The organism is Gordonia sp. PvP123 (genome assembly GCF_040547295.1).
GTDB classification, from domain to species: domain Bacteria; phylum Actinomycetota; class Actinomycetes; order Mycobacteriales; family Mycobacteriaceae; genus Gordonia; species Gordonia terrae.
Genome location: NZ_JBEPPN010000017.1, coordinates 1 through 17,638, shown reverse-complemented (window position 1 = coordinate 17,638; position 17,638 = coordinate 1). Strand labels below are relative to the sequence as shown.

Here is a 17,638-nt window from a genome sequence, read left to right as displayed (position 1 = left end):
GCCCGCCGCGGTCACCGGACGCGCAACCAGCGGATCACACCCCTATCCGCTGGTTGCGCTTCTCCGTCACTCGCCCGCTTCGGTCGACGGCGACGGGCCCACCAGCGCCCGTACCGAATCGGGCGGCACCTCTCCGCTGTGGGTGAGCGGGGCGTCGTACACCGTTCGTACCGGGACCACCCCGGTCCAGTCCGTCGACTCCCCGCCCGGCCCACCGGTCCGTGCCTTGGCGATCCACTGACCGTCGGCGATCGGCAACCGGAGGGCGACGGTCGCCGCCAGCTCCTTGCGGGTCGTCGGCCGAACCTCGGCCACACGTCCGGGAATCAGCTTGTCCGACAGCACTTCCAGGTCCGTCTGAGCATCAGCTGACACTTCGAGTACGCCCCGGATCACCGCCGAACGGTAATTCGCCGAGTGGTCGAAGAGGGTGTCGGCGACGACGAGGCCGTCCAGGACGAACACCGTGAAGGTCACCGGCGCACCGGCGGCCACGTGCCGTAGTGCGCCCGCCCCGGTGGAACCGTGCAGCAGGATCGAATCGCCGTCCCGGGCGAAGAGCATCGGCACCGACCACGGCAGTCCGTCGACGACGGTACCGAGGGTCCCGACCTTCGCCTCGTCGAGCAGCGCGTCGAGCAACGCACGGTCGGCGGCCCGTTCGGGTTTGCGCGTCAGGGACGCGAGCGGCGAAGTCGCGTCAGTCGGGGTGCCGCCGTTCGAGGTCATGCGGACATGGTCGCCCGTGCCGGCCCCCGGTTCAACAGATTTGCTGACTCAGACCAGGACTCTGCCACCCGGCTGAAAACCACTCAGCAGACCCAATCGGGCGACATATCGTCGCCGGCGTCGCGCTGCTGGGCGCATTCCAGACGGTTTCCACGACTGGTGGAAGAACTCGGCTGAACGAGGACCGAATCTGTCCTCTATCGCTCATAACGTGGTCCTCACACCAACCGAGAGGACACATCATGGGCACCTACACCCCCGCGGAAGTCAGCGTCGACGTCACCGGCGAGAAGAAGGAGCTGCTCACCGTCCTGCAGGACCAGCGCAACATGCTCAAGATCACCGCGCGTGGCCTCTCCGACGCCGACGCGCGCAAGCAGACGACGGTCAGCACCCTCACCATCGGCGCCCTGATCAAGCACCTCGCGCATGGCGAGGAGAACGCTGCCCGCATCATCACCGAGCGGGACGAGAACGCCGAGTTCGACATGAGTCAGGCCATGACCGAGTACGTGATGAGCGACGACGAGACCATCGCCGGGTGGCTGGCCGAGTACGACCGTGCGGCGCTCGAGCTCGATCGCGTGATCGCCGACGCCGAGAACCTCGACGAGCTGATTCCCCAGCCCACCGCGCCGTGGGCGCCCGAGCGCGAGTGGTCGTCGATCCGGACGATGATCATCCATCTCATCCGGGAAACCGCGCACCACTGCGGCCACGCGGACATCATCCGCGAGGCGCTGGACGGCCAGACCACCATGGGCGCGGTCTCCGAAGGCCAGGACTGGGCCGAGGGCTGGGCCGACCAGGATTGGGCCCAGTGACGCCCTCGACGGCCTGACCGACAAGGCGCCCTTCACGATCAGTCTCGTCGTTGACCAATCCGCGGATCGCCCGGCACCGAAGACGTTGTGAGGCTGCCGGCACGGCGCAGTCGACACCCCAACACAGATTGGATCGACGATGATCAAGCGAGTTCCCCGCGTAGCAGGAGCGTTGACCGGACTGGTCCTCGCCGTCGGCGTGATGGCCGGCTGTTCCAGCGACGACTCTGACACCTCGAGCGAGACCACCGGCGCGGCAACCGAATCCAGCGCCATGATGAGCGAGAGCGCGATGGCCGATCCCGCCGCCAATCTCGTCGGACCCGGTTGCGCCGCATACGCCGAGGCCAACCCCTCGGGCCCGGCATCGGTCAACGGCATGTCCAGCGTGCCGGTCGCCACCGCGGCTGCCACCAACCCCGAGCTCACCACGCTGACACAAGCACTTTCGGGCCAGCTGAATCCCGAGGTGAACCTCGTGAAGACGCTGAACGAGGGCGAGTTCACCGTGTTCGCGCCGACCGATGACGCGTTCGCGAAGCTGCCCCCGGAGACCGTCGAGCAGCTCAAGACCGATGCCCCCCTGCTGAACAAGATCCTGACCTACCACGTGGTCGAGGGCCAGGCGGCTCCGGACAAGATCGTCGGTGAGCACACCACTCTCGAAGGTCAGCAGGTGACCGTGACCGGTTCGGGCGACAACCTGAAGGTCAACGAGTCGGGCGTCGTCTGCGGCGGCGTCACCACGTCGAACGCTCAGGTCTACCTGATCGACACGGTGCTGATGCCCCCGGCCGGCGAGTGATCTCACCGTAGCCGCTGTGTGACAGCACTTTCCACGATTCTCACCGACGAGACCCGTCGGTGAGGATCGTGCTGTGCGCGGTCAGTGCCGGGCCGGCTCCACCGTGTCGGCCGACTGAAGGCGACTCTCGGACATCGCCGACACCTGGATCGGCACCCCGGTCATGTTGGCCATCCCCGCGAGTCGCTCGAGATCGGCCGGATCGGAGGAGATGAGCGCGTTGACGTTCACTCCGCCGGCACCCAGATCATTCTCCGCCGCCGTATTCGCCTGCGTCCATCCGCCGGAGCCGTTGTGGCCCCAGCCATGCGGAATCGCGACGACACCGGGCTTGATGTCCTCGGTGATGGTGACCGGCAACGAGATCCGTCCGTGTCGGGACGCGACCGTCGCCAGGTCGCCCTCGGCCAGGCCGCGTGCCGTGGCATCGTCCGGATGTATCCGGGCCGCGTGAGACCGTCCGCCGCGCAGCAGCATCGGCGCGTTGTGCTGCCAGCTGTTCTCCGAACGTATCTCGCGCATTCCGATGAGCCACAACGGATAACCCGTGTCGGCGTCGACGCCCAGTTGACCGATCTCGGACATCAGTTCCGGCGCAGCCAACCGGATTCGACCGTCGAGGTATGTGACATTCTTGCTCAGCTGCCCGGGTGCGAGGTTGTCGGCGACCACGACCCCATGCGGGTGATCCTCGACCAGGCGGCGGTAGGTCAAGCCGCCTCGACGCAGACCGAATCGGTCCCCGCCCAACCCCATTCGGATCACCAGGTCGGAGATCCCGCGCGGGGTGACCGGACGACCGATGCGTCGCGCCAACCGATTGCCGACATGTAGCGAACGGATCAGCACATTCTCCGGAGCGAGGAAGCCGATGAGCTCGTTGATCACCGTCCACTCCTCCCGTGCTTCACCCTGCGGGGGGATCACCGCCTCGGTCGCCTGCTTGAACGGGGTGGTGAACAGCGCCTGGAACGGGAGCAGGAAATCCTCGCGCTCGTACATCGTGGTTGCCGGCAAGATGTAGTCGGCCCGCGCGTTCGTCTCGTTGCGGTAGATGTCCAGCGACACCATGAGATCGAGTTCGTCCAACGCCGAACGTAGTTCGTCGCCGTTGGGTACCGACAGCACCGGATTGCCCGCGCTGACGAACAGGGCGCGCAGCTGGCCGCGGCCGGGCGTGGTGATCTCCTTGGCCATCAGCGACGCCGGCGCCGTCCCGAGGACCTGTGGCAGATCGCCGACCCGGCTCCGACGTCCGGCCCACCGGAAGCTCGACACCCGTTGCAGCGCGCTCACTCCCAGCCGCTGCCCGGGGACTCCCAGATCGCCGAACATGGACCCGCCCGGCACGTCCAGGTTCCCGGCGACGAGGTTGACCATGTCCAGGAGCGCGGTCGTCAGTGTCCCGGTGCGCCCCAACGACGTCCCGACCCGGCCGTACACGGCCGCCCGCTCCGTCCGGGCGAGCGAGCGAGCGACCTCACGGACGCGCTCCGGGTCGATGTCGGTGCGATCCGCGGTCGTCTCCGGTGCATAGGCCGCGACGAGCGTCTCGAGCTCCCCCACTCCCCGCGCCTGCCGTCGAAGCCGGTCGCGGTCGGCGAGGTCCTCGTCGAACAGCACATGCAGCACGGACAGCAGGAACAGTGCGTCGGTGTCGGGTGTGATCGGCAGCCAGTCGAACTCGCGGGCGGTCTCGGTGTGGCGGGGATCGACGACGACGACGGACCCGCCGCGTGCGGTGATGGCGTTCAGACCCTCGCGGATCCGCGGGGAGCTCATCACACTGCCGTGCGACACGACCGGGTTCGCACCGATGATCACCAGGTAGTCGACGCGATTGATGTCGGGGATCGGTGCGGTCAGCGGGTTCCCGTACAGGAAGTGACTGGCGACGAACCGGTTGTTCACGTCCTGCGATCCGGCCGAATACACGTGCGGTGTGCCGAGCAGGTTCATGAAGATCGCGGTCCACAGCACGTGCCCGGTGGAGAACGTCGCCGGGTTTCCGAAGTACCAACCGATCGAGTCGCTGCCGGAGGTCTGGTGGACCTCGACGAGCCTGCGGCCGATCTCATCGAGCGCGGTCTCCCATGAGACCTGTTCGAACTCGCCGTCCGGGCGTCGCCGGAGCGGGTGCCGGAGACGGTCCGGGTCGTTGACGATCTCGGTGAACGCGATCCCCTTCGGGCATGCGAAACCCCGCGACAGCGGATGCTCCTTGTCGGGCCGCAGCGAGATCAGCCGGTCGTCCTCGACGGTGGCGATCATGCCGCACAGCGGCTCGCAGATCCGGCAATAGGTGTGCTTCTCCATCGGCATCTGTGCGTCCCCTCGACCTCGCTCGATGACGACCGCAGACGGGCTGGCCTGCGGTTCGGTGTGATTCCGTTCACATCTGAGGACAAGTGTTGCATGATGACAGCACGCCAGGCAGCCCCACCGAGGAGGTCCCCGTGACCGACAGCGACACCGACGCCACACAGCCATCCGTGCGCGACATGATCATCATCGGCGCCGGCCTGTCCGGCATCGACTGCGCTTACCGGTTCACAGAGCAGAATCCCGGCGCCGACTATCTGATCCTGGAACGCCGCGAACGCATGGGCGGCACCTGGGACCTCTTCCGGTATCCCGGCGTGCGGTCGGACAGCGACATCTATTCGCTGAGCTACCCGTTCGAGCCGTGGCGCAAGCCGCGCGCGTTGGCCCACGGTAACGACATCCGGGAGTACATCGAGGACACCGCCGCCAAGTACTCGATCACCGACCAGATCAGGTTCGGTCAGCATGTCCTGACCGCCGACTGGGATTCGACGACCGACACCTGGACGCTCGGGGTCGAGGTCGGCGAGGACCGGCGCCGCGAGACCTACCGCGCCAGGTTCGTCATCTTCGCGACCGGCTACTACGACTACGACAACCCGTACACGCCGAGGTTCGCCGGTGCCGACGACTTCACCGGTCAGATCGTGCACCCGCAGCACTGGCCGGAGGACCTCGACTGCCGAGGCAAGAAGATCGTGGTGATCGGCAGCGGCGCGACGGCGGTGAGCCTCATCCCGAGCCTCGCCGAGCAGGCCGAGCACGTCACCATGCTCCAACGCTCACCGTCGTACATCTTCTCGTCCAAGCAGAAGCAATACCTCGCGCCACTCGTGCAGAAGCTGCTGCCGCCCCACGCCGCGCACAAGGTCATCCGCACCCGATATGCGGCGCAGACCGCGGCGATCGTGCACCTCACCCACCGGTTCCCGAAGCTCGGGCGCAAGATGATCCGGAGCAACGTCGTGGCGAACCTGCCCGAGGACTATCCGGTCGACCTCCACTTCAATCCCACCTACAACCCGTGGGATCAGCGCATGTGCATGGTCCCCGACGCCGATCTGTTCGCCGACATCGCCGAGGGCACCGTCGAGATGGTCACCGACCACATCGACCGGTTCGACGCCTCCGGCGTCACCCTCACCTCGGGTCGCCACCTCGACGCCGACATCATCGTCACCGCGACCGGGCTCCAACTCCTCGGCTTCGGCGGCACCCGGCTCCGCGTCGACGGCGCCGAGGTGAAACCCCACGACCGATTCGTCTTCAAGAGCTACCTCATCGAGGACGTGCCGAACCTCGCCTGGTCGGTCGGCTACACGAACGCGTCGTGGACCCTGCGCGCGGACATGACCGCTCGCGCCGTCGCCGACCTGGTCAAGTACATGCGGACCAACGGCTACACCCATGCCTATCCCCATCTCGGTTCGGAGGTCATGGGTTCGCGGCCGCTGTGGGACCTCAAGGCGGGTTACGTCGAACGGTCCCCGGAGGCGCTGCCGAAGTCGGGCACGCGGGGTCACTGGCAGGTGCGGCACAACTACTACCGCGATGCCATCGACCACCGGATCAACAAGGTCGAGGACTCCATGGTGTTCGGCCGGGTCTGACTCAGCTCACGCAGACCGGGGTGGTGTCGGCCGACCCGCGCGAGGCGTTACGCCGGTGTGGTCCAAACGGTCGAGATTTCGCCTCAGCACCGTAAATATGCTGGTCAAGCCTTGCTCCTCGCGAGACGCCGCGCCGATACTGGGCTCGGCGAGCGAGCCGTCTCGCTGAATCCGCCCCGCCGCCGCGGAGCGCCACTCCACGGCATGCGTCCCGGCAGGAGTGGACCAGTAGGAGCTCCGAGATGACCTATCCGCCCGGTCCCCCGTCCCACCCGTCGAACCCGTACGGCCCGGTGCCGCCGCAGTCCGACAGCCGGCGCGCCCTCACTCTCGTGCTCGGCGCGATCGTCGTCGTCCTGGCGCTGATCCTCGCCGCGGGCATCGTCTTCGTCGTCAAGGCGCGCGATGGGGACATCTTCGTACCCGGCCTCACCCTCACCGCGGCCAACGATCCGGGGATCGACCCGTTCACCGATCCGGTCCTCGTAGCCGGGGCGGGCGACCTGCCGGCGAATGTCGCCCTCACCGGCACGGCGGGGGCCGCCGACCTCGGCGGCCGCGCGGTGAACGGTACCGACGCCGGGCTGTACGGCTCCGGCGACGCCGCAGCCTGCGACACCGCCGCGCTCAGCAACCGGCTGCTCGCCGATCCGCCGGCGGCGCGCGCGTGGGCCGGGGTCTACGGCATCGATACCGCCGACATCCCGCACTACCTGAACACGCTGACCCCGGTGGTTCTGACGACCGACACCTGGGTCACCAATCACTCGTACACCTCCGGCCGGGCGGTCCCGTTCCAGTCGGTCCTGGAACGCGGCACCGCGGTCTACGTCGATTCCGCCGGCGTGCCGCGCGCGATGTGTTCCTGCGGGAATCCGCTCGCCCCGCCGGCCGCCGCCCCGCTCGGTGGGTATCGACTCGACGGACAGCCGTGGGAGGGCTACAAGAGCCGGTCGGTCGCCCGGATCGCGTACAACAACCAGCACGTCACCGCGGTCGGCAAGTCGACGACGATCGTCCCCGCGCCGCCGGTCCCGGACCCCAGGGCGCCCGCCGGCGACGTTCTCCAGCTCTTGAATTTCCTCACCGGACAGATCTTTTCGCAACCGGCGGGCGGGTTGCTCGACCTGAGCGGATTCCCGCCACCGTCCGGTCCGCTGCCCACCCCGGCCGCGTTGAACACCCCGTTCGAGGCGGCCACCGACGAAGACGCCGAGCACAACGGCCTCCTCGCAGCGGGCAATCCCGCGGCCGCGCCCGCACTGGAGAAGCGTGCCGAGGAGCACGACGGCCTGCCGGAAGGCGCGCCGTCGACGGACTCCTCGGCCCCCGACTCATCGGGACCGGACTCGGCTGCCCCCGACACCCCCGGTCCCGGCCCGGATTCCCCGGCCCCGGACGCCCCGGTGCCGGCTTCCGACGTACCCGTCCCGGAGGAGCCCGGCTACGAGGCCCCGGGCTCCGAGCTCCCCGGACCTGCGACGGAACCCGGCGCACCCGGCGCGCCCGGGCCCGACCAACCGGCCGAAACGCCGACGACGCCGACCTCGTTCAGTGGATCGGGGGAGGTCGTCGGCAGTTTCAGCTTCGTCGACGCCGGGCTGTCGGTGGGCTGTACGGTTCCCGGCGGTCCCGCACTCGGTACCGTCACGCTCTCGTGCACCGACGGCGTGACCCGGTCGGTCGCCGGTTCCGCGCTGCACCGCCCTGCGGTGTCGGGCTCCACCACCGGCACCGGGGTGTGGACCCTGACGCTGACGGCGGTCGGCGCGTCGCGATCGGTGACCGTCCGATCGGCGAACTGGATCGCCGCGCCGCCGGCGGCCCCGGCTTCCGAACCACCGGCATCCGAGCCACCGGCATCCGACGGCTCCGCGGATCCCGCAACCCCTGCCGAGGAGCTCCCCGACGACACGACCACGACGACGACCACGGAGAGCCCGCCTCCGGCCGACGCCCCCGCCGACCCGGAAGCACCTGCGGGGACTCCGTGACCGCACCACGGGTGTGAGCTGTCCAACAGCAGGCACCCTGGGACGTCCGTACCATCGCGCGCATGTCTGCTCTGACGACGTCGACCCGACGCCCCTCTCGTGACCTCCGCCCGGAATCCGCCCGTAGGCGAGTGCGGGTACGTCTGGCGAGCGTCGCGATCGTGGCGGCGATGGCGTCGCTGGTGATGTTCGCGCCGAGCGCGCATGCGGACCGCGTCATCAACGGGCACCTGGTGGGCGGGAAGATCGAGCAGGCGTACGCCTCGACGGGCGGGTTCTTCAAGTGGGGCGTCCCGACCGGTCCCGAACGCGCGGCCGCCAAGCGCGGCCGTTTCCAGACGTTCTCGCGCGACACGTCGTTCTACTGGCACCCGGCAGCCGACGGCGGCACCGCGCATCAGGTCGGCGGCGCGATCCGGAGTCGATGGCAGCAGGCCGGCGCGGAGCGCGGCGCGCTGGGCTACCCCGTGAGCAACGAGTACCGGTCGGGCAGCGGGCGGAGCAACGACTTCCAGGGCGGCGTCGTCACGTGGTCCAAGACCGGTGGCGCACAGATCGTGTGGGGCCAGATCCGGCAGAAGTGGGAGAACACCGGCGGTGCGGGCGGGTACTTCGGGGTTCCGCTCGGCGGGGAGTACCGGACCGGCGGCCGGTTCGCGCAGGACTTCCTGAACGGCACCATCTTCTGGCCCTGATGGGCGGAACCCACCTCACGCAATCGGTGGTGTGTCACTAGGACGTCCAAGTATCGTCGTCGGTATGGCTCCGCGACTCTCCTCCACGAACAGCATCGACGGGATTCTCCGCAGGTCCGCCGCGCGGCATCCCGACCGCACCGCGCTGGTCTTCGACGACCGCGACTACACCTATCGTCAGCTCGACGACGCTGTGTCCGCTGCCGCCGCCGGCCTGCTCGCCCGCGGCCTGGAGCAGGGGGACCGGGTCGCGGCCTATGGCACGAACTCGGATGCCTACGTCATCGGCTTCCTGGCATGCTGTCGCGCCGGACTCGTCCACGTGCCGATCAACTACGCGCTCCGGGGTGACGAGCTCCGCTACCTCGTGGTGCAGTCGGGCGCACGCGCCGTCCTCGTCGACCCCGCGCTGTCCGAGCGGGTCGAGGAGATCCGCGGCGATCTCGCCGACGTCGAGGCAGTCGTCCCGTTGCGTGACGCCGACGACTCGCTGCTCGCGTCGGCCGCATCCGAACCGCCCGCCGCATTCGACTCCCGGGCCTCGGGTGACGACCTCGCGCAGCTGTTGTACACCTCGGGGACCACGTCGAAGCCCAAGGGCGCCATGATGTCCCACGCCGCACTGATCAGCGAGTACGTCTCGTCGGTCATCGCGCTGGACTTCACGGCCGAGGACAATCCGCTGATCGCCATGCCGCTCTACCACTCGGCGGGCATGCACGTCTTCATGCTGCCGTACCTCTCCGTGGGCGCGACCGTCCGACTCATGGCCACGCCGGACATCCCGGAGATCCTGCGGCGCGTCGAGGCCGACCGCATCGGTTCGCTGTTCCTCGCTCCGACCGTGTGGGTTCCGCTGGCCAATCATCCCGACCTCGCCACCAGCGATCTGTCCTCCTTGCGCAAGGCGCAGTACGGCGCGTCGATCATGCCGGTGACCGTGCTGAACCGGCTCCGCGACCAGTTCCCCGGCATGCAGTTCTACAACTGCTTCGGGCAATCCGAGATCGGCCCGCTCGCAACGGTTCTGCGCCCGGAGGAACACGACGACCGGCCGTCGTCGTGCGGTCGCCCGGTGTTCTTCGTCGAGACGCGCGTCGTCGACACCGACGGGAACGACGTCGAGCCCGGGGTCCCCGGCGAGATCCTCTATCGTTCGCCGCAACTCTGCCGCGGATACTGGGACAACCCCGCGGCCACCGAGGAGGCGTTCCGAGACGGCTGGTTCCACTCCGGCGACCTCGTCACCCGCGATGCCGAGGGCTTCATCACCGTGGTCGACCGCATCAAGGACGTGATCAACACCGGCGGCATCCTGGTCGCCTCACGTGAGGTCGAGGACACCGTCTACACCCATGAGGCGGTGTCGGAGGTGGCCGTCATCGGCGAGCCGGACGAGAAGTGGATCGAGGCCATCACCGCAGTCGTCGTGGTGCGGGACGGCCGGTCGGTGACCGAGGAGGAACTGATCGAGCACGTCCGGTCCCGGATCGCGCCGTTCAAGGTCCCGAAGAAGGTGCGGTTCGTCGACGAGCTCCCCCGCAATCAGAGCGGCAAACTGCTCAAGCGGGAGCTGCGCTCGCAGTGACGGACGTGCGGCGCGTCGGACCTGACATCGTCAGAACCGTTGCGCCGCAGCCACTGCCCCGGGGATGTCGGCGTGTGCGCCCGCCGGCCCGAGTATCCGTTGCAGACCCGCCGCGGTCACCTCGGCCCCGGGCTCGATGATCTCCCGCACACGGGCACGGATGTCGGCCGGGAGCGCCAGTCGCAATTCGACGAACCAGTTCGCCAGCAGATCGTCGAGCGCATCGACGGTCTTCTGGTCATCGGTGAACGGCAGCCCGACACTGGTGAAACCGTCGGCGAGGTCGTAACCGGATCGGGTCCATCGGCCGTCGAAACCGTAGACGAATCCGATCCACATGCCGTCGGTGCGCTGCCTCTCGAGGTGAGACGCGATGGCCGGTTCCCACCACGGCGGCGCGCCGCCGAGCAGGTCGGTCTCCGACTCGCCGAAATATGTGGCGCCCTCGCGGAAGTACGTCTCGGAGTACTCGTGATCGTGGCCGACGAGCACCGCCCGGTCGGCACCGACCAGCACCACGTCGACCCAGTTGCCGCCACCGTCGTCGTAGTGCCACCCGTCCGGCGTCGCATGCGCGCCCTGCGCCCAGCGTTCTCCTCGTACCGCCAGGAGAGCTGCGTAGGCAGCCCACCTGGATCGCATCTCCGCCGGAGCCGGCAGGTCGACCGCCTGCAACGCCATGTCGTGGCACCTGTCTGTCGGGATTGTCCGACCCAGCGTATTGCCGCGGCCACCGGCCCCGCTCACCGAATCCGGTACCGCTCACCGAAATGGCTGCGCAGCAACGGGATAGGTGAGCGAATCGACGACCGGGACTCGTCCGCAGTACGGTGAGGACCGTGACTCGATGGCATCGCAAGGTTCTGGCATTCGCCGCGTGTGCGGCCGTCGTGATCGGGAGTTCCGGCGCGGCCGGGACCCTCGCCGCCGGTCCGGCGATCGCCTCACCGTCGACTCTCGGCGACACCGGTTCGGTCGTCTCGTCGCGACCGCTGGCGCCGCAGTTCTGGGTGCCCGGATCCGCCGACGCCACCGTCCTGACCTACGTCACCACCGACACGTTCGGGAACAAGGCGCTGAGCACCGGGACCGTCTTCATCCCCGAGGGCACCGCCCCGCCCGGCGGCTGGCCGGTGATCTCGTGGGCCCACGGGACCTCCGGGATCGGCGACGACTGCGCGCCGTCGGTCCGGGGACCAGGCCTCCCGGAGCGTGACCTGCCGTACCTGGCCAGGTGGATGCAGCAGGGATACGCCATCGTCGCCAGCGATTACGCCGGCCTGGGCACCCCCGGCCTGCATGCCTACCTCGACGGCCGGACCACGGCCCACAATGTAGTCGACATGGTGCGGGCGGGTCGCGAGTTCTCCGCGAGTCTTCCTGCCGCACAGCGGTTGTCACGATCCTGGGCGGCAGTCGGGCAGTCGCAGGGCGGCGGCGCGGCGATCTATACCGCGCGCTACGCCACGCAATTCGGCGGTGCCGCACTCGACTACCGCGGCGCCGTGGGCACCGGTACGCCGGCCTACATCGAACGCCTCGTGCAGATCGCCGGCCCGGGCGTACCGCCGGTGGCGATCACGCCCGCGCTGACCGCCTACCTCAGCTACATCACGGCCGGCCTCCGATACGCACACCCCGAACTCGGCATCGATCGCATCCTCACGCCGACCGGCCGGAAGTATGTGGCGCTCGCCGAGACACAGTGTGTCGGCGAGTTCGAGGAGCAGCTCCGGGGAGTCTCCGTCGGCGACTACTTCTCCGCTCCGCTGACCAGCCTGCCGAACTTCTCGGCGACCCTCGCCGACTACCTCGGCATGCCCGAAAAGGGTTTCGACAAGCCGTTTTTCATGGGCCACGGCCTGCTGGACACCGACGTGCCGTATCCCACCACCGCGGCGTACGCCGGGACGCTGGCGGCCAACGGCGAACCCGTGACCTTCCGGACCTATCCGAGTGACCACAGCGGAACACTGGTTCGGTCGCAAGCCGACACGATCCCGTTCCTCGACCGACTCTTCGGCAGGTAGTCACTCATAGCGCCGGAAATCTCTCGCTCACCCCGGTACCGGCGCGACGGCGTCCCATGGCACGATGGACGGCACCGGTTGAGCAACTGCCGTCATACGTTTCGCCGGGACGGGGCCGCACGCCGGCCTGCTGTAGTCCCCCGTAGAGAGGGCCACCACCGATGCAGGCAGAACATCCTGACGCTGTGATCGTCGACGACAACGGCCTGAGTGCCGGACGCGCCCTGATGACGGTGGTGTCCGCGGCACATGAGCAGCTGGTGATCCTGACCGTGGAGGGCAGCATCGACGTGCTCACCGCTCCGCAGTTGTCCGACGCGGTCTCCCAGGCGCTGAGCGGGCAACCGGACGGCCTGATCATCGACCTGACCACCACCGAATTCCTCGCCTCGGCGGGCATGGCAGCGCTCGTCGCCGCCCATGAGGCGATCGCGCCGAGAGGCATGTTCGGGGTCGTGGCCGCCGGTCCGGCAACCACACGGCCCCTCACCGTGATGGGACTCGACCAGACGATGGTGCTCTACCCGACACTGAACGACGCGGTCACGGCCATGACCACCACAGAGGGGCTGGCCGACCGTCCGGCTGGTTAGACGCCGATGGTCCGGATTTCATCGGCCCACCCGCGCCCCGAGGACTCGGACGGCGGCTTGACGCTGTCGGTGACAGCCACGCCCGAGTCCGCCCACCTCTTTCGACAGCACTTCACACGGTGGCTGGACGCGACGCTCGACGTGGACGCCGAACGTCGCAGCGACATCGTCCTCGCGGTCTACGAGGCCGTGGCCAACGCGGCCGAGCACGCGTACGCCGCTGACGCGCCCTCGCCCGCCGCCCAGTCCCCCGCCGCCCAGTCCTCCGCCACACGGTCCCGTGCCATCGAGGTTCGCGCCCAGGTGACGCGCGACGAATCGTTGGAGGTCACGGTCACCGACTCGGGGCGCTGGAAATCCGATGCCTCGTCGTCGCCCTATCGCGGGCGCGGCCTCGCATTGATCTCGGCGCTCAGCGACGCATCCGACGTGACCAGCGGGCCCGACGGGACCTCGGTGACATTGCGCTGGCATCAGCGGCTCAGCGTCTGAGCGGCGGTCCGAGTGCGTGTCCCCAAGCCTGGGGACACAACTACTCGTTGTCGGTTGACAACCTGTGCCTGACTCAGCCGGGTCACCGACCTTGGAGTACGGTTCGGGCAACGAGTTCATCGCGGGGTCTGTTCAACCGACCAAGTCTGTCGGCCAGGTCACCTAACCTGAACTCCGAGGCGGGTTCGGGGCCGGCCGTCGAACAGCTCGGTGGAGCGTGCTCCCGATCCCGACATCGCTGCACAATGCGCATGCTCGTCAGCGCACGAGGAAGGGAGTCGACATGACCGACTTCACCGTGGACTCGAACATCGACGACGCCTGGCGCACGTTCGCCTTGCACGTCGGCGATCGCCTGTCGCATCTCGAGCCGGGCGAGACCCTCACGATCCAGCAGGACCCGATGATCCCGGAGGGACCCCACGGGACGCTGCGGTTCACGATCACCGGTTCACGTCGGCTGCGCTGCACGATCGACGACACCGACCTGCATCCCACCCCGGAGTACTTCGCCGAGCACGTGACCATGCTCGCCTCTCTCGGCTGGCGGCGCCTGCGCAACGGCAGCCACATCTTCGAGGTCGGCCGACGCCGCGTGGATCAGCTCGCGCACGTGACGGTGCTGACGCTGCGTCAGGTCTGGGAGGTCGTGCACCCCGCGTTCCTCGACCATTCCCCCGCCGCTCGCCCCGAACCCCGCATCGAGGTCGCGGTCCAGCCCTTCGACGCCGACCATCTGCGCGCGTTGCTCGTCGGCTCGCTCGAAGACCTCACCGGTTGCCGCATCCAGACCGACGCCGACGGTGACATCGCCCTGCCCACCAAGCCGGTCTCGTCGTGGCTGAGTCCGCGCAGTGACGCCCCGCGGCTCGAGTTCTTCGCTCGCCTGGCCGGCGACATCACCGACCGCCGGCGCGCCGCCGACATCGTCGCCGCCCAGCCGACCATGGGTTCGGCGGTGCGCGTGCACCTGCTCGAGAACGAGGTCTTCGCGACGCTGACCGTCGAGTGCGCGGTCTTCCACCCGCACAACCTCAGTTCGGCCCTGGCCGAGTGGTTCTCGTTCCTTGCCGACTGCGCACCGTCCGTCATCGCCAAGGTCGGCGAGGACACACCCCTGACCGCGCGGAACGACGGCCGGCTCCCCGACGCCCTGCAGACCCTGCTCGAGCTCGACCCGGACGGCCGGTCGTTGAGCGCCCGCGAGGTCGCCAAGATCTGCCGCTACAACCAGGCCGACATCCTCTCCTACATCCACACCAGCGAAGAACAGCACCTCACGTGGCGGCGCTCGGCGGTCGACGCGGCCGCCGCGTCGGACTCGGTGGAGGCCGATGCGTGTCGTCACGAGGCCGACACCTGGAAGGCGACCACGCACAACCTGCGGGCCGCTCTCCGCGTCGTCGTGCTGTCCGACGACGACACCGCGGACAGCAGCTCATCAGCCAAGTGATCCCGGCAAATCGGGATCCGAATCATCGGCGCACGTAGTCTGCGCGGACGATTTTCGACGCCGCCCATCGCGCCGGCGGCCGGCGAGGCGTTCAATTCTTTAGGCCACCCTCAGCGGTTCGCGTCACCGATCGGAGCCCTCGCATGGCCATCACCACTGATCGCGGCGCGCTCACGTTCACCTTTCCCGAACTCGGTCGCGACGCGCGCTTGCACGTCACGTTCCAGCGAACGCTGCGGACCCCCGACCCGGTCGGAGGATGCGGCTCGGCCGGCGGCGACGGTGCCCTGCGCCTCGCCCAGGGCTCTCCCGACGGGGACGCACACGCGACGATCCCGATGTGGCAGTCCGAGGCCACCTGGCTGGATTTCTCCTCGCCGCACCTGCATCCGTTCCTGGTGATGGTCGGCGTCGACGGTGTCAACGCGATCAGCGGTGAGGTGTTCACCGGGGTGCCGGACTTCGACGCCGGCGACTATCTCGAAGTCCCCACGCAACCGTCGCTCGCCTCGCACCGGGGGCCGGCCGGCGGTGGATTCGACGATCGGCAGTTCCTCGCCCCCTCGACGCACACCGTCGGGGACGGCGGCCGACTCGGGACGCTCGTGCAGCTGGCCGTCATCCCGATGCGCGCCGACGCGTGGGCCCGGCGACGACGCCATCGTCCGTCAGCGCCCGGCACCTGCGTGCTCTGCGACATCTCTCGAGCCGAACGAGAACGAGCGCATCCCCGCCTCGCCGCGCCGCTCGTGACGGGTCCGCTCGAGTCCGTCGACACCTGGCACCCGACGATCTCCGACGCCGCCACGGTCCGCATCGTCAACTCGATCGCATGGAGGTCGATGACCGGTGAACCGGTGCCGCGGGCCGCGCCGACGAGGGCCGACTACGCCGCGCACAGCCTTCCCTGGCACCCCGTCTTCGACGAGACGGTCGAGCACTCGGCACCCCGCTAGTTCTGTCGCGGGTGTCGCCCCGGGTGTCTGCTCCGCGTCGTACTATTCGGATCCGATCCGCGTACGTCCCGCCCAGGAGGAACCCGCATGTCCCCCGACTTCGACGCCGTCCTCGAGGCGGCCTGGCGGGACTTCGCCGACACTCTCGCGGTCCGGGTGCCACGCCTCCTGCCGGGTCAGAGTCTCGCCATCGTCGAGGCGGCCGCCGGGGGATGGCGTCGACGGATGACCTTTGCGGTGACCGGAACCCTCGGGTCGACCGAACGCCTCCGCTGCACCATCTCCGCGGGTGACCTCACCTGGACCGACAAGGACCGGTGGATGCGACAGGCCACCTACATCGTCGACCGCGGCTGGTGTCGGCTCGAAGGTCGGAGCGCCTTCTGTTTCGAGGTCGACCCCCTCCGGTTCGCCGACCTCGCCGACGCCGCCGTGCGGGCCCTGCGCGAGGTGTGGGGTGTCATCCATCCGTCATTCGTCAGCATCGGCGACCCGTCCTTCGCCCGCCACCACTCACCTCTGCCCGCAGACGATCTCGACGCCGAGCGGGACCAGGCCCGGTCATCGGAGTCGAGCCGCGTGGTCGGCGAGGATCCCGACGACACCGTCCGCATCACCGACGCCGACACACTCCGCTTCACCGCGCCGCCCCGATTCGTCGACGCCCCCGCGGAGGGCGGGGTGATCCCGCAGTCGAAAGACCATCTCGTCGAACTGGTCCGCGCCGCGATGACCGCGGCGGGCCGTCCCGCCGTGGTCAGTCCGCGCAAGGCCATCTTCCTGCGGTCGACGGGCACCTCGCTGCTACGACCGACCCGAGATGCCCGCTCGCTGGAGATCGTGACCATCCTCAGCTCGTCGGTGCCCGCACCCTCGCTGCTCGGGATGGTGGTCGCGGAGTTCTCCCCGCGATGGCCCGAAGTCGCGGTGGTCGTACGCAACGGACTCGTGTACGCGCAGCGCCGGATCGACGTCGCGGTGTTCAGTCCCGCGAACCTCGATGCCGCCCTCCGGCGCTGGGACGACTTCGCCAGGTCGGCCCGCGGCGACATGATCAGGCGGCTCGGCAGCCAGCCGAAACTGGATCATCGCGGCCGCGGCGATCGGTTGCCCGGCGCCCTGCTCAGTCTCCTGCGGGTCAACCAGAAGCTCGACAACAAGCTGTCCCCGACGACGGTTCTCGCGGCGTGCCACCGGGATCGGGAGCGTGTGCACGAGTTCTTCGACATCTGTGCCGCCGAGATGCGCGAGTGGATGGACAATCTGACGACAGCCCGCAATGCCGAGCTCGGCGACGAGGAGATCGCACTGTGCGAGGCCGAGCACCAGGCCTACGCCCGCGTCGCCCGCCTGCTCCTCAGCGCCATGGACCTCGCCGACGGGGCATCGGAGCCGTCGCAACGCCCCCCTGCTCCCTAGTCCGAAAGGAGCGACCCCCTCTGCTCCCTGAGCCTGGATCCGTGGACTGGCCCGGGGTGTCGATAACGTGAAAATGCCCTCTGAGCTGGAATGATTGGTGGTGTTGAGACACTAAAACAATCCAG

General features: G+C 68.7%; 15 protein-coding genes. 12 read left to right on the top strand and 3 right to left on the bottom strand.

Annotated features, from left to right (window positions below):
• Window positions 1-66: 66 nt before the first annotated feature.
• A complete protein-coding gene (locus ABIC25_RS23775; RefSeq protein WP_248644254.1) occupies window positions 67-729 on the bottom strand; it encodes a pyridoxamine 5'-phosphate oxidase family protein in 663 nt (220 codons plus the stop codon).
• A 242-nt stretch (window positions 730-971) separates the two neighbouring features.
• Between ABIC25_RS23775 and ABIC25_RS23770 the strand changes: the two genes are divergently transcribed.
• Window positions 972-1,553 carry a DinB family protein gene (locus tag ABIC25_RS23770; RefSeq protein ID WP_058253408.1) on the top strand — a complete coding sequence of 194 codons (582 nt, stop codon included), beginning with the start codon at window positions 972-974 and terminating at the stop codon, window positions 1,551-1,553.
• A gap of 139 nt (window positions 1,554-1,692) precedes the next feature.
• Complete coding sequence (locus ABIC25_RS23765; RefSeq protein WP_004019684.1) at window positions 1,693-2,358, top strand: fasciclin domain-containing protein; 666 nt, start codon at window positions 1,693-1,695, stop codon at window positions 2,356-2,358.
• An 81-nt stretch (window positions 2,359-2,439) separates the two neighbouring features.
• Here ABIC25_RS23765 and ABIC25_RS23760 read toward each other — a convergent pair whose 3' ends face one another.
• Window positions 2,440-4,680, bottom strand: a complete 2,241-nt coding sequence (locus tag ABIC25_RS23760; RefSeq protein WP_354563439.1) for a molybdopterin-containing oxidoreductase family protein — start codon at window positions 4,678-4,680, stop codon at window positions 2,440-2,442.
• A gap of 179 nt (window positions 4,681-4,859) precedes the next feature.
• Between ABIC25_RS23760 and ABIC25_RS23755 the strand changes: the two genes are divergently transcribed.
• The 4 genes from ABIC25_RS23755 to ABIC25_RS23740 all read left to right on the top strand — a co-directional run bounded on the left by ABIC25_RS23755 (window position 4,860) and on the right by ABIC25_RS23740 (window position 10,570).
• Window positions 4,860-6,293, top strand: a complete 1,434-nt coding sequence (locus ABIC25_RS23755) for a flavin-containing monooxygenase (protein ID WP_435529126.1) — start codon at window positions 4,860-4,862, stop codon at window positions 6,291-6,293.
• A gap of 242 nt (window positions 6,294-6,535) precedes the next feature.
• Window positions 6,536-8,287, top strand: a complete 1,752-nt coding sequence (locus ABIC25_RS23750; RefSeq protein WP_354563437.1) for a DUF6777 domain-containing protein — start codon at window positions 6,536-6,538, stop codon at window positions 8,285-8,287.
• A gap of 62 nt (window positions 8,288-8,349) precedes the next feature.
• A complete protein-coding gene (locus ABIC25_RS23745) occupies window positions 8,350-8,982 on the top strand; it encodes an LGFP repeat-containing protein (RefSeq protein ID WP_064571445.1) in 633 nt (210 codons plus the stop codon).
• 64 nt (window positions 8,983-9,046) lie between these two features.
• Window positions 9,047-10,570, top strand: a complete 1,524-nt coding sequence (locus ABIC25_RS23740) for a fatty acyl-CoA synthetase (RefSeq protein ID WP_354563436.1) — start codon at window positions 9,047-9,049, stop codon at window positions 10,568-10,570.
• Between the two features lie 30 nt (window positions 10,571-10,600).
• Here ABIC25_RS23740 and ABIC25_RS23735 read toward each other — a convergent pair whose 3' ends face one another.
• Window positions 10,601-11,251 carry a hypothetical protein gene (locus ABIC25_RS23735; RefSeq protein WP_354563435.1) on the bottom strand — a complete coding sequence of 217 codons (651 nt, stop codon included), beginning with the start codon at window positions 11,249-11,251 and terminating at the stop codon, window positions 10,601-10,603.
• Window positions 11,252-11,409: 158 nt separating this feature from the next.
• Here ABIC25_RS23735 and ABIC25_RS23730 point away from each other — a divergent pair, with 158 nt between their 5' ends.
• The 6 genes from ABIC25_RS23730 (at window position 11,410) to ABIC25_RS23705 (ending at window position 17,513) form a co-directional block, all read left to right on the top strand.
• Window positions 11,410-12,600, top strand: a complete 1,191-nt coding sequence (locus ABIC25_RS23730) for an alpha/beta hydrolase family protein (protein ID WP_435529125.1) — start codon at window positions 11,410-11,412, stop codon at window positions 12,598-12,600.
• 161 nt (window positions 12,601-12,761) lie between these two features.
• Window positions 12,762-13,193: an STAS domain-containing protein gene (locus ABIC25_RS23725; protein ID WP_354563432.1), complete on the top strand. Its 432-nt coding sequence runs from the start codon at window positions 12,762-12,764 to the stop codon at window positions 13,191-13,193.
• Between the two features lie 69 nt (window positions 13,194-13,262).
• Complete coding sequence (locus ABIC25_RS23720) at window positions 13,263-13,685, top strand: ATP-binding protein (RefSeq protein ID WP_354563430.1); 423 nt, start codon at window positions 13,263-13,265, stop codon at window positions 13,683-13,685.
• 283 nt (window positions 13,686-13,968) lie between these two features.
• Entirely contained in the window at window positions 13,969-15,138 is a 1,170-nt protein-coding gene (locus ABIC25_RS23715; RefSeq protein ID WP_354563429.1) for a TY-Chap domain-containing protein, read from the top strand.
• A gap of 143 nt (window positions 15,139-15,281) precedes the next feature.
• Window positions 15,282-16,094, top strand: a complete 813-nt coding sequence (locus ABIC25_RS23710) for a hypothetical protein (protein ID WP_354563428.1) — start codon at window positions 15,282-15,284, stop codon at window positions 16,092-16,094.
• An 87-nt stretch (window positions 16,095-16,181) separates the two neighbouring features.
• On the top strand, window positions 16,182-17,513 hold the full coding sequence (locus ABIC25_RS23705; RefSeq protein WP_354563427.1) for a TY-Chap domain-containing protein: 1,332 nt from the start codon (window positions 16,182-16,184) through the stop codon (window positions 17,511-17,513).
• Window positions 17,514-17,638 lie beyond the last annotated feature (125 nt).